The 14502-nt window shown below is 74.0% G+C and carries 1 protein-coding gene; it reads right to left on the minus strand.

Features of this window, described 5'->3' with window-relative positions:
• Window positions 1-6 precede the first annotated feature (6 nt).
• Window positions 7-14451: a non-ribosomal peptide synthetase gene (locus KN815_RS12595; RefSeq protein WP_216341872.1), complete on the minus strand. Its 14445-nt coding sequence runs from the start codon at window positions 14449-14451 to the stop codon at window positions 7-9.
• Between the last annotated feature and the right edge of the window lie 51 nt (window positions 14452-14502).

The following is a 14502-nucleotide window of genomic DNA, read 5'->3' on the forward strand; positions in this document are numbered from 1 at the left end:
GACGTTTCACCACTCGTCCTCCAGCAACTCGATCTCCTCCTGCTCCAGATTCGACAGGGCGAGGTCCGAGGGGGTGTGGCCGCCCGCGCCGGGTCCGGCCGCATGGAGCGCCATCCCCTCCAGGGCGCGCAGCCACGCCTCGCCGACCTCCCGTACCTCCGCCTCGGACAGCACATCCAGGGCGTAGGTCCACGTCACCATCAGCTCCGGGCCACCGGGGCGGTCGATGGTGACGGCGTTCAGCTCCAGTCCGTACGGGGTGAGCGGGCCGTCGGTGCCGAGGTCGAGCCCGAGCGCCTCCGAGGCCGGGCGCCAGTCGCCCCCGGGCCCGTCGGGGAACTCGACCCGGCCCAGATAGTTGAAGCCGATCCGCGGCACGGCCAGCCCGGCCAGCTCCGCGGCCGTCTCCCGGTCCAGATGGCGCAGCAGGCCGTAGCCGATCCCGCTGCCGGGCACCGCGCGCAACTGTTCCTTGATCCGCTTGACCACCCGCCCGGTGGCCGGGCCGCCCGACCACAGGTCGCCCCACTGCACCTGGCCGGGGTCCAGCCGCACCGGGTGGAGGCTGGTGAACCAACCGACCGTACGGGAGAGATCCACCCCCCCGACGCTCTCGTCCCGGCCGTGCCCCTCCACGGCGACCAGTACCGAGGTGGCCGACGAGCCGAGCCTGCGGCGCCGGTCGGCGACGGCCAGCGCCAGCGCGCTCAGCAGCACATCGTCCACCCCGCAGTGGAACACCGACGGCACCTGGCCGAGCAGCGGCGCGGTCCGGGCGGCCGGCAGCGTCATGGTGACGCGGGCGACCGGCCCGGCCGGGTCGTGCCCGGGGGCGGCTTGGGCCCCGCCCGGCTGGGCGTCCGGGGCGCCGAGTTGGGCGTCCGGGGCGGAGAGGATGTCCGTCCACAGCGGGAGTTCCGCCCGCCGTTCCGGCCTGCGCACCTCGGCCGCCAACTGTTCGCTCCAGCGGCGCACCGAGGTGCCCACCGGGGTCGGCTCGGGCTCCCGTCCGGCGGCGACGGCCGTCGCGATGCCGGCGAGGTCCCGCAGCAGGATCCGCCAGGACACCCCGTCGACCACCAGGTGGTGGGCGACGAGCAGCAGCCGTCCCGGCCGTCCGGGACCGGCGTCGAACCACACCGCGCGCACCATCTCGCCGTCCCGGGGCGCCAGCTCCGCACGGGCCTCGGCCAGGGCGCGGTCGTACAGCGGGGCGAGATCCCCGGCCGCGGCCTCGGCGATGTGGACCCGGCGGACGCGGTCCGCGCAGGACACCGCCCCGGCCGGTGGCACGCTCAGCCGCCAGCCGCCCTCGTCGTCCTCGACCAGCCGGGCGCGCAGCACATCGTGCCGGTCGTGCAGCGCCTGGAGCGCGGTGGTGAGCGTCGCCAGGTCCAGGCCCGCCGGGGTCCGGACGAGCATCGGCTGGCTGAAGGAGTCGATCGCACCGCCGCGCTCCCGCAGCCAGTGCATGATCGGCGTGGCGGCGAACTCGCCGACGGGGTTGTCCGGTTCACGGGAGACCGCGTCGTCGAGCACCTCGGCCACCGCCGCCAGCCCGGCCACCGTCTTGTGCTCGAAGACATCGTTGACGGCGAGGACCAGACCCGCCGCGCGGGCGCGGGCGATGAGCTGCATCGAGACGATGCTGTCGCCGCCCAGCTCGAAGAAGCTGTCGTCGATGCCGACCGAGGACAGCCTGAGCACCTCGGCGAAGACCGCGCACAGCGTCTCCTCGACCGGGTTCCGCGGGGGCCGCGAATCGGCCGCCGCGCCGAAGCTCGGCGCGGGCAGCGCCTTGCGGTCCAGCTTGCCGTTCGGGGTGAGCGGCAGCCGGTCCAGGACCACGAACGCGGACGGGATCATGTACTCCGGCAGCGACTCGCCGAGCGTCGTACGCAGCAGTCCGGCATCCAGCGCCGCACCGGGGGTCCGGGGCACCACGTACGCCACCAGGCGCGCGCTGTCGCCCTGGTCGGCGCGGGCCAGCGCCACGGCCTGGCCGACCGCCTCATGGGCGGTCAGCACCGTCTCGATCTCCCCGAGCTCGATCCGGAAACCGCGCACCTTCACCTGGTGGTCGGCCCGGCCCGAGAACTCCAGCCGGCCGTCGGCGGTCCGGCGGACGATGTCGCCCGTGCGGTACATCCGCTCGCCGGGGCCGCCGAACGGGCAGGCCACGAACCGCTCCGCGGTCAGCGCGGGCCGGTTGTGGTAGCCCCGTACGACGCCCGCACCGGCGATGTACAGCTCGCCCGGCACCCCGGGGGCGACCGGCCGCAGCCGGTCGTCCAGCACATGGACCCGGGTGTTGGCGATCGGGGTGCCGATCGAGGGCACGCCGTGGTCGTCCGTCAGGTCCGCGGCCGTCGACCAGATGGTGGTCTCGGTCGGTCCGTAGAGGTTGGTCAGCCCGGCGGCCGACGTACGCAGCCGCGCGGCCAGGGCCTCCGGCAGCGCCTCGCCGCCGACCAGCACCCGCAGCCCGCGCACACCCTCCGGCGACGCGGTGACCATGGCCTGCCACAGCGACGGCGTCGCCTGGACGATGCCCGCCCCGGTCTCCTCGGCCATCCGCAGCAGCGCGGCCGGGTCGCGCACGGTGTCCCGGTCGGCGATCACCACGCCCGCGCCGCACAGCAGCGGCAGATACAGCTCCAGCCCCGCGATGTCGAACGACACCGTGGTGACCGCGAGCAGCCGGTCGGCGGGGCCGAGGCCGAACCGCTCGGCCATGTCGTCCAGGAAGTTGCTCAGCGCGCCATGCGGGACGACCACGCCCTTCGGGCGGCCGGTCGAACCGGAGGTGTAGATGACATACGCCGGGTGGTCCGGCGAGCACACCACACCGGGCGCGGCCGTGGGTGCCGCCGCCAGCTCGGCGACGGTGGCCGGGTCGTCCAGCACCAGCGCCGGTACGGTCGCGGTGGCCTCCCCACCGTCGCCCCCGTCGCCCGCCGTGAGCAGCGGCGCGGTGCCCGAGGTGACCAGGGCCAGCGCGGGGCGGGCGTCCTGGAGGGTGTAGCCGATCCGGTCCTTCGGGTGCTCCGGGTCCAGCGGCAGATAGGCCGCCCCGGTCTTGAGCACGGCGAGCAGGGCGACGAGCAGCTCCGCGGAGCGCGGCAGCGCCACGGCCACCAGCCGCTCGGGGCCCACCCCGCGGGCGGTCAGCAGCGCGGCGAGCCGGTTGGCCCGCTCGTCCAACTGGGCGTAGGTCAGCTCGACACCGCCGGAGACCACCGCGACGGCCGACGGCGTACGGGCGGCCTGCGCCTCGTACAGCTCGTGGACCCGGCGGGCGGGCAGCGGACGCGCGGTGTCGTTCCATTCGACCAGCACCCGCTCGCGCTCGGCCGCCGACAGCACGTCGACCTCGCTGATCCGCAGCCCCGGGTCGCCGGTCACCGCCTCCAGCACCTGGATCAGCCGCCGGACCAGCGTCGCCACGCTGTCCTCGTCGAACAGCTCGGTGCTGTACTCGCAGACGCCGGACAGCGCGCCCGGCCGCTCCGGCCGCTCACCGAAGGCGAAGCTCAGATCGACCTTGGCGACGCCCAGGTCGACCAGTTCGGGCCGCAGGGCCAGCCCGCCCAGCGCGGTTTCGGCGGCCGGCATGTTCTGGACCATCAGCATGACCTGGAACAGCGGATGCCGGGCCAGGGACCGCTCCGGGTCGACCACCTCCACCAGCCGCTCGAACGGAACGTCCTGGTGGGCGTAGGCGTCCAGCGCGGTGCGCCGCACCCGGTCCAGCAGTTGGTCGAACGTCGGGTCGCCCGAGGTGTCGGTGCGCAGCACCAGCGTGTTCAGGAAGACGCCGATCAGGTCCTCCAGGGCCTGGTCGGAGCGGCCGGCGATGGGGCTGCCGACCGGGATGTCCGCTCCGGCGCCCAGCTTGGTCAGCAGCAGGGCCAGCGCCGACTGGAGCACCATGAAGGTGCTGGCCCCGCGGGCCCGGGCCAGCGCGGTGAGCCGGTCGTGCAGCGCGGGTTCCAGCGCGAAGTCCAGGGTGCGGCCGTGATGGCCTGCCACGGCCGGCCGGGGCCGGTCGGTGGGCAGGGTCAGCTCGTCCGGGAGTCCGGCGAGCGCCTGGCGCCAGTAGGCCAGTTGGCGGGCGGCCAGGCTCTGCGGGTCGTCCTCGTCGCCGAGGTGGTCGCGCTGCCAGAGGGTGTAGTCGGCGTAGCTCAGCGGCAGCGGCGCCCAGCCCGGGGCCCGGCCGTCGCAGCGGGCGGCGTAGGCGGCCGACAGGTCGCGTACCAGCGGCGCCGTGGACCAGCCGTCGGTGGTGATGTGATGGATCACCAGGGCCAGGACGTACTCGCTCTCGCCGAGCGCGAACAGGGTGGTGCGCAGCGGGAGTTGGACGGTCAGATCGAAACCGCGGGTGGCGGTCGCCCGGAGCTGCTCCGGCAGCGCGGCCTCGGTCGTCTCCACCACGGTCAGCGGAACGCGCACCGCGTCCGGCTCCCACACCTGCTGCCGGGGCGAGCCGTCGGTCTCGGGGAAGACCGTGCGCAGGCTCTCGTGCCGGCCGAGCAGATCGGACAGCGCCAGCTCCAGCGCCGCCCGGTCCAGCGCGCCGGACAGCCGGAGCACCACCGGCACGTTGTAGGTGGCGCTCGGCCCCTCCATCCGGTTGAGGAACCACAGCCTGCGCTGGGCGAAGGACAGCGGTAGCACCTCGGGCCGCTCGCGGGCTGTCAGCGGCTGCCGGGCGGCCGCCTGCCCGTCCAGCGCGCTCGCGAGCGCGGCCACGGTCGGCGCCTCGAACAGGGTGCGTACCGACAGTTCGGCGTCCAGCGCCGTACGGATCCGGTTGACCAGCCGCGCGGCCAGCAGCGAATGGCCGCCCAGGTCGAAGAAGTTGTCGTCCACGCCGACCGCGGGCACGCCGAGCACATCGGCGAACAGACCGCAGAGGATCTCCTCGCGGGGTGTGCCCGCCGCACGGCCGGCCGACGCCGGCGCGTACTCCGGGGCGGGCAGCGCCTTGCGGTCGAGCTTGCCGCTGGCGTTCAGGGGCAGGGCTTCCAGCACCACGAACGCGGACGGCAGCATGTAGTCGGGCAGCGACGCGGCGAGCGTCGTGCGCAGCAGGCCCGGTTCCGGTGCCTCGCGCGGGTCCTGCGGCACCACGTAGGCGACCAGCCGGCGTTCGCCGCTCCGGTCGTCCCGGGCGACCACCGCGCAGTCGGCCACGCCCGGGCAGGCGGAGAGCACGGCGGCGATCTCGCCGGTCTCGATCCGGAAGCCCCGGATCTTCACCTGGTCGTCCGCCCGGCCCAGGTACTCCAGCAGCCCGTCCACGGTCCAGCGCGCCAGATCACCGGTCCGGTACATCCGCGAACCATCACCCGCGAAGGGATCGGCCACGAACCGCGACGCGCTCAGCCCCGGCCGCTTCAGATACCCCTGCGCCACGCCGCCACCGGCGACGTACATCTCTCCCGCCACCCCCGGGGGCACCGGGCGCAGCGCGCCGTCCAGCACATAGATCCGCAGGTCCGGAATGCCCCGGCCGATGAGCGAGCCCGCGCCGGAGGCCGCTAGCTGTTCGTTCAGCGGCAGATGGCTGACGTGGACCGTGGTCTCGGTGATGCCGTACATGTTGACCAGCAGCGGTGCGCAGGCGGCGCCCTCGCCGTGCCGTTCGTACCAGTCCGCCAGCCGCCCCAGATCGAGCGCCTCACCGCCGAAGACCACATGGCGCAGCGCCAGCCGGTCACCGGTCGCCGGGTCCTCCCGGTCGGCGCCCACGAGCTGGTAGAAGGCCGACGGAGTCTGGTTGAGGAACGTCACCCGCTCATCCACCAGCAGCCGCAGAAAGCGCTCCGGCGAGCGCGACACCTCGAACGGGACCACCACGAGCCGCCCGCCGTGCAGCAGCGGCCCCCACAGCTCCCACACCGAGAAGTCGAACGCGTACGAGTGGAACAGCGTCCACACCTCGTCCGGGCCGAACGCGAACCACTGCCGCGTGTGCTCGAAGAGCCGCACCACATTGCCGTGCGAGACCACGACGCCCTTGGGGCGCCCCGTCGAACCCGATGTGTAGATCACATACGCGGGCGCATCCGGTACGAGCGGCGCGATCCGGTCGGCGTCCGTCAGGTCCGTATCCGGCAGTCCGGCGAGCCGGCCCGCGACCGACTCCTCGCCCAGCACCACCCGCGCCACGCCCTCCGGAAGCGCCACCTCGACCCGGGCATCCGTCACCAGCAGCGCCAAGTCCACGTCCGAGACCGTGTACGCGATGCGGTCCGCCGGATACGCGGGGTCGATCGGCACATACGCGGCACCCGACTTCACCACCGCCAGTAGCGCCACCACCAGGTCGATCGACCGCGGCAGTACCAGACCCACGAACCGGCCAGGACCCGCGCCCCGCTCGACCAGCAGCCGCGCCAGCGCGTTGGCCCGCGCGTTCAGCTCGGCGTAGGTCAACCCGTCCGCGCCCAGGGACACCGCCCGCGCGCCGGGACACTCCCGCACCCGTGCCTCGAACAGTTCCGGAAGCGTGACCACGGCCGCACCGGCCGCGGCCCCGTTCCACTCCACCAGCACCCGTCGGCGCTCCGCCTCGGAGAGCAGGTCGATCTGGGTGACGCGGACGGCCGGGTTGGCCGCCACCGTCTCCAGGAGGCGTACGAAGCGGTCGGCCAGCGCCTGCGCGCCCGCCCGGTCGTACAGGTCGGTGTTGTAGACCAGCGTGCCGGTCATCCCGGCCGGGGAGCCGTCGGCGTCGAAGGTCTCGCCGATGGCGAAGTCGAGGTCGAACTTGGCCGTGCGGTTGTTGGCGGGGTGCAGCCGGGTGTCCAGGCCGGGGAATCGCAGCGTCAGCTCGGGGATGTTCTCGAACGTCAGCATGGTCTGGAACAGCGGGTGCCGGGAGAGCGACCGGTCCGGGCTCAGGGTCTCCACCAACAGGTCGAACGGCACCTCCTGGTGGGCGTAGGCGGCCAGGTCCGCTTCCCGGACCCGCTCGACCAGTTGCCGGAAGGTGGGGTCGCCGGACAGGTCGTTGCGCAGCACCAGCGTATTGACGAAGAAGCCGATGCCGTCCACCAGGGACTCGTCGTTGCGGCCCGCGATGGCCGTGCCGATCGGGATGTCCTCGCCCGCGCCCAGCCGGGACAGCAGCGCGACCAGGCCCGCCTGCACCACCATGAAGAGGCTGGCGCCGCTGGAGCGGGCGATATCGGTCAGCGCGGTCTGGAGCTCGGGGCTCAGGGACAGCGGCAGCCGGTCGCCGTCGTTGCTCAGCACCGCCGGGCGGGGCCGGTCGGTGGGGAGCTCCAACTGCTCGGGCAGACCGGTCAGGGTCCGCTTCCAGTAGTCGAGCTGACGGCCCAGCAGGCTCTTGGGGTCGTCCTCGGCGCCCAGCAGTTCGGCCTGCCACAGCGTGTAGTCGGCGTACTGCACCGGCAGCGGCCGCCAAGTGGGGGCGGATCCGGTGCGCCGCGCGGTGTAGGCGGCGACCAGGTCGTCCACCAGCGGGCCGAACGACCAGCCGTCGGCGACGATGTGGTGCACCACGATCAGGAAGACGTGCTCGGTGGGGCTCAGCACCAGCAGATCCGCGCGGATCGGCAGCTCGGAGGCGAGGTCGAAACCGCGCCGCGCCACCTCCGACAGCGCCTCGTCCAGCTTCTCCTCGGCCACTTCGGAGACCCGGATCTGGGCCTCGGCCCCGTCGGCGTCCAGCACCACCTGGGAGGGCACTCCGTCGTGGTCGGGGAAGAGGGTGCGCAGGCTCTCGTGCCGGGCGATGACGTCGTGCAGCGCGGTGTAGAGCGCGCCGCGGTCGAGCCGTCCGGTGAAGCGCAGCGACACCCCCAGGTTGTAGGTGCCGTCCGCGCGGTCCAGTTGGTTGATGAACCACAGTCCGCGCTGCGGGTACGCCAGCGGCACCGGCTCCGGGCGCTCCCGGGGCGTCAGCGGGGTGCGCGCCCCGGTGGCCCGGTCGACCAGCCGGGCCAGCTCGGCGACGGTCGGCGCGTCGAACAGGTCGCGCACCGCCACATCGGCGCCCAGGACGGCCTGGATGCGCAGCACCAGCCGGGTGGCGAGCAGCGAGTGCCCGCCCAGGGAGAAGAAGTTGTCGTCCACCGACACCGAGGCCAGTTCGAGGATCTCGGCGAAGAGGCCGCACAGCACCTGCTCCTGCGGGGTGCGCGGCGCCCGGCCCGCTCCCTCGCCGGTCAGCTCCGGCTCCGGCAGGGCCTTGCGGTCGAGCTTGCCGTTGGGGGTGAGCGGAAGGGCGTCCAGGGCCAGTACGGCGGCGGGCACCATGTAGTCGGGCAGCGCCTCGGCGAGCTGGTCGCGCAGCGCGGAAGTGTCCAGGCGGTGGCCCGGGGCGGGCACCGCGTAGGCGACCAGCCGCTTGTCCCCGGGGCGGTCCTCGCGCACGATCACGGCCGCGGAGGCGACACCGGGCCCGCGGGCGACCGCGGCCTCCACCTCACCGGGTTCGATCCGGAAGCCGCGGATCTTCACCTGGTCGTCGGCGCGGCCGGCGAACTCCAGCACGCCCTCGCCGGTCCAGCGGGCGAGGTCGCCCACCCGGTACATCCGGCTCCCCGCCGGACCGTACGGGTCGGCGACGAACCGCTCCGCGCTGAGCGCGGGCGCCCGCCAGTAGCCGCGCGCCAGGCCCTCGCCCGCGATGTACAGCTCGCCGACGACGCCCGGCGGCACCCGGCGCAACTGGCCGTCCAGGACCTGGGCCCGGGTGTTGTCCAGCGGGGCACCGATCGGTACGACATCGGGCACCCGGTCGGCGGAGGTCACCCGGTGGGCGGTGGCGAAGGAGGTGGTCTCGGTCGGGCCGTAGGTGTCCTTGAACACCATGCCGGGGAAGCGCTCCAGCAGGGCGCGCACCGCCGTGCCGGGCACGACGTCGCCGCCGGCCAGCAGCTCCCGTACACCGGTCAGGCAGTCCAGGTCGTTCTCGGCCACGACGCGGAACAGCCCGGCGGTCAGATGCAGTCCGGTGATGCCGTGGTCGGCGATCATCCGGCGCAGGGTGCGGACGTCCATGTCCTGCGGCGGGGCGATGACCACCGTGCCGCCGGTGAGCAGCGGCACCCACAGCTCGTAGTTGGCGGCGTCGAAGGCGTGCGGCGCGTGCAGCAGCACCCGGCGGTGGGCGTCCGCGGCGAAGCAGCCGTCCAGGGCGAACGCCAGCAGATCGCGGTGGGTGACCGCGACGCCCTTGGGGCGGCCGGTGGAGCCGGAGGTGAACATCACATACGCGAGCCGCTCGGGCTGGACGGCCACGGCGGGGGGCTGGTCGGGCTGGACGGCCACGGCGGGCGGCTGGTCGGACTGGACGGCCACGGCGGGGGGCTGGTCGGGCTGGACGGCGAGGTCATCGAGGTCGCCGTCCACCACGAGGGTGGTGGCCCGGTGGCCGAACTCCAGCTCCGGCTGGGCCCGGTCGACGAGCAGCACCGACGGTTCGGTCCGCTCCATCACCTGCTCCCAGCGGCTCTGCGGGGCGCGCGAGTCCAGCGGCACATACGCGGCGCCGGCCTTGAGCACGGCGAGCAGCGAGACGACCAGCTCCACCGAGCGCTGCTGGAGCACGGCCACCCGCGCCTCCGGGCCCACGCCCGCGGCGAGCAGCCGGTGCGCGAGCCGGTTGGCGCGCGTCTCCAGCTCCCGGTAGCCGATCTCGGTGCCGTCGGCGGCGATGAGCGCGGTCGCGTCCGGGGCGGCGGCCACCCGCTCGGCGAACCGGGCGGGGACCGAGCCGCTGAGCGCGGGCACTTCGCGGACCGGACCGGCCCACTCCACGGCCAGCCGGCGGGTCTCCTCGGGCGCCAGGACGTCGATCTCGGCGATGCTCGTCCCGGGCCGGGCGACGGCCGACTCCAGCACCTTCAGGAACCGCCGCACCATCCGGCCCACGGTTTCGGCGTCGTACAGATCGGTGGCGTACAGCACCTGTCCGCCGATCCCGGCGGGCGCTCCCGCCTCGTCCCGCCGCTCGCTGAAGTCGAATTGCAGGTCGAACTTGGCGATGGTGAGGTCGCCCGGGGCCACCGAGGCGGTCAGCCCGGGCAGCTCCAGCGTGCGGTCCGGGTGGTCCTGCATGCTCAGCAGGATCTGGAACAGCGGGTGCCGGGACCGCGAGCGGTCCGGGTTGAGCACCTCGACCAGCCGCTCGAACGGCACGTCCTGATGGGCGTAGGCCGCCAGGTCGGCCCGGCGGACCCGGTCCACGAGGTCGGTGAAGGACGGCCGCCCGGAGGTGTCGGTGCGCAGCACCAGCGTGTTGACGAAGAACCCGACCATGTCGTCCAGGGCCTCGTCGGTCCGTCCGGCGATCGGGCTGCCGACCGGGATGTCGTCGCCCGCGCCGAGCTTGGACAGCAGCACGGCCAGCGCCGCCTGGAGCACCATGAACACGCTGGCGCCCCCGGCGTGGGCGACGGCGAGCAGCTCACGGTGGAGTTCGGGGCCGATCTCGCAGTCCAGTACGGCGCCGGAGTGGCTCGCCACGGCGGGCCGGGGCCGGTCGGTGGGCAGGGCCAGCTCCTCGGGGAGACCGGCCAGCGCGCTCTTCCAGTACGCCAGTTGGCGGGCCAGCGGGCTGGTCTCGTCGGAGTCCTCGCCCAGCAGCGACCGCTGCCACAGGGTGTAGTCGGCGTAGGTGACCGGCAGCGGCTCCCAGCCGGGGGCCCGGCCGTCGCAGCGGGCGGTGTAGGCGGCCGACAGATCGCGCACCAGCGGGGCCAGGGACCAGCCGTCCCCGGCGATGTGGTGGACGACGACGGACAGCACATGCTCACCGTCGCCGAGGTGGAACAGCTCGGCGCGCAGCGGCAGTTCGGTGGCGAGCCGGAAGCTGTGGCTCGCGGCGGCCGCGAGGGCCGCGGGCAGGTCGGCGGCGGTGACCTCGCGGGCGTACGGCAGCGGCGGCAGCTCCTCGGCGGCCACCAGATGCTGCCGGGGCTCACCCGCCGTGTCCGGGAAGACGGTGCGCAGGCCCTCGTGCCGCAGCAGCACATCGCGCAGCGCCGCCCGCAGCGCCGCCACGTCCAGGTCACCGGACATCCGCAGCAGGAAGGGGATGTTGTACGTGGGGTTGGGGCCGTCGAGCCGGTCCAGGAACCAGAGCCGGGCCTGGGCGAACGACAGCGGCATGGGCTCGGGCCGGTCCACCGGGACCAGCGCGGTCCGCGCCGCCCGCGCGGTGTCCAGCAGTTCGGCGAGGGCGGCCACGGTGGGCCGGTCGAACACCTCGTGCACGGCGAGTTCCACGCCGAGCACCGAGCGGGCCCGGCCGGCGAGCCGGGTGGCGGCCAGCGAATGACCGCCGAGGGCGAAGAAGTTGTCGTCCACCCCGACCCGGGGCACGCCGAGCACCTCGGCGAACAGCCCGGCGAGCACCTGCTCGCCCGGGGTGCGGGCGTCGCGTCCGGCCGCCCCGCCGGCCACCTCGGGCTCCGGCAGCGCCCGGGCGTCGAGCTTGCCGCTGGGGGTCAGGGGCAGCGCGGGCAGGGCGACGAACGCGGCGGGCAGCATATAGTCCGGCAGCGACTCGCCGAGCTTCTTGCGCAGCAGTCCGGGATCCAGCACCTCACCGGGGTCCCGCGGCGCGGACCCAACAGCCCAGGTACCAAAAGAAGATGCCGGATCCAACGCCTCACCGGGGTCCCGCGGCACCACATAGGCCACCAGCCGCCGCTCACCGCCCCGGTCGTCGCGGGCGACCACGGCGCAGTCGGCGACACCCTGGCAGGCCGACAGCGCGGCCGCGATCTCGCCGGTCTCGATCCGGAATCCCCGGATCTTCACCTGGTCGTCGGCGCGGCCCAGATACTCCAGCAGCCCGTCCGCGGTCCAGCGCGCCAGGTCACCGGTGCGGTACAGCCGGCTGCCGTCGCCCGCGAACGGGTCGGCCACGAACCGGGAGGCGCTCAGACCCGGCCGCTTCAGATAGCCCTGCGCGACACCGGCGCCCGCCACATACATCTCCCCGGCCACGCCGGGGGGCGCCGGGCGCAGCGCGCCGTCCAGCACCCGCACCCGCAGATCGGGGATGGACCGGCCGATCAGCGAACCGGCGCCGGCGGCGGCGAGTTCGGCGTCCAGGGCGAGATGGCTGACATGCACCGTGGTCTCGGTGATGCCGTACATGTTGACCAGCAGCGGTGCGCAGGGAGCGCCGTCGCCGTGCCGTTCGTACCAGTCGGCCAGCCGCCCCAGGTCCAGCGCCTCACCGCCGAAGACCACATGGCGCAGCGCCAGCCGGTCACCGGTCGCCGGGTCCTCCCGGTCGGCGCCCACGAGCTGGTAGAAGGCCGACGGAGTCTGGTTGAGGAAGGTCACCCGCTCGTCCGCCAGCAGCCGCAGGAAGCGCTCGGGCGAGCGCGACACCTCGAACGGGACCACCACGAGCCGCCCGCCGTGCAGCAGCGGCCCCCACAGCTCCCATACCGAGAAGTCGAAGGCATAGGAGTGGAACAGGGTCCACACCTCGTCGGCGCCGAAGGGGAACCACCGGCGGGTGGCGGCGAACAGCCGGACCACATTCCGGTGGGAGACCACGACACCCTTGGGGCGCCCGGTGGAACCGGAGGTGTAGATGACGTACGCGGGGGCGAGGGGCAGCAGCGGCGAGGGCCGTTCGGCATCGGTCAGATCGGTGCCGGGCAGGGCGGCGAGCCGCGCCCGCACCTCCTCCTCGCCAAGCACCACCCGCGCCACGCCCTCGGGGAGCGCCACCTCGGCCGTGGTGTCCGTCACCAGCAGGGTCAGGTCCACATCGGAGACGGTGTACGCGATCCGGTCGGCCGGATACGCGGGGTCGATGGGCACATAGGCGGCGCCCGACTTCACCACCGCCAGCAGCGCCACCACCAGGTCGACCGAGCGGGGCAGCACCAATCCGACGAACCGGCCAGGACCGGCGCCCCGCGCGACCAGCAGCCGGGCCAGCGCGTTCGCCCGCGTGTTCAGCTCGGCGTAGGTCAGCGTGTCCGCGCCGAGGGACACCGCGGGCGCCTCGGGGCATTCCCGCACCCGCGCCTCGAACAGCTCGGTGAGGGTGGCGGTGGCGTCCGGGGCCGTGCCACCGTCCGCCGCCGCGGGCAGCACGTCGGTGGCCGCCGGGTCGCCGGTGAAGTCCACCAGCACCTGGCGGCGTTCGGCCTCGGTGGCGATGTCCAGCGCGCCGAGCGGCCGGTCCGGCGCACCGCCGGCCAGGGCGCGCAGCAGTCCGGTCAGCCGCTCGCCGTGGCGCTCCACCTCGGCGGCGGAGTACAGCTCGGGGCTGGCGTTCAGCTCCACCCGCAGCCCGCCGTCGCCCGCCCGGTTGTCGACGACGACGGTCAGATCGTCGTCGTGGCCGATGGTCAGGTTGTGCACCACGCCCGGGTGGCCGCCGAAGTCCAGGTCGTAGTCGAACATGATGAGGTTGACGCGCGGGCCGACCAGCCGCCTGCCGTCCGCCAGCGCGCCGACGTCGCGGCGCAGCTCCTCATAGCGGTAGCGCTGGTGGCGCAGGGCGCCGCGCATCCGCCGGGAGACCTGGCCCAGCAGCTCGGCGACGGTGTCCCCGGGCCGTACGGACAGCCGCAGCGGCACCAGGTTGGACACCATGCCGGGCACGTTCGCGGCGTCGCCGCCGGGCCGGGCCGCGACCGGGAGGGCGAGGACGACATCGGTACGGCCGGTGATCCGGTGCAGATACAGCGCCTGGGCGGCGACGGCCACCGTCGGCCAGGCCGTACCCACCTCGCGGGCCAGCGACCGGATCGACTCGACGGCGGCCGGCTCCAGCGTGGACACGACCCGCAGCAGGGGGCCGTCCGGATAGCGGGTGGGCTGTGCGGTCAGGCCCTGGGCCTCGGGGCGGTCGGCCAACTGCTCGGCCCAGTACCGCCGGTCGCCGGCGATCTCCTCGGAGTCGCCGTACGCGGCGTCGGCCTCGATCAGTTCCCGCAGCCCGCCGTGGCCGGACTCCGGGCACCGCTCACCCGCCGCGGCGGCCGAGTACACGGTGGCGACCCGGCGCGCGACCATGCCCACGCTCAGGCCGTCCAGCGCGATGTGGTGATGGCGCTGGTACCAGACGTACCGGTCCTCGGCGAGCCGGAACAGCGCGAAGGTGAACAGCGGTCCGGCGGTGAGGTCCACCGGCCGCCGCTGGTCGGCCGACGTCCAGTCGCGCACGGCGGCTTCCGGATCGTCCTGCCCCGACACGTCCACGAGGTGGAACGGCCAGTCGAGGCCGGGCGCCACCACCTGGTACGGGCCGTCGGCGTCCGCGCCGAAGGACACCCGCAGGGCCTCGGTCTCGTCCACCACCCGGCGCAGGGCGGCCTCGAACAGCCCGGCGTCGACGGGGCCCTGGATGTCCACCCGCTCCGCCAGGCCGAAGAGCGGATTGGCGGAGTCGCCCTGGACGGCGTACCAGATTCCCCGCTGGCCGTCGGTCAAGCGGAATCGAACACCCTGCGGGAGAGACATGCACTCACTCCACATTCGATG

This window comes from Streptomyces niphimycinicus, from assembly GCF_018883605.1.
Taxonomy (GTDB): Bacteria; Actinomycetota; Actinomycetes; order Streptomycetales; family Streptomycetaceae; genus Streptomyces; species Streptomyces niphimycinicus.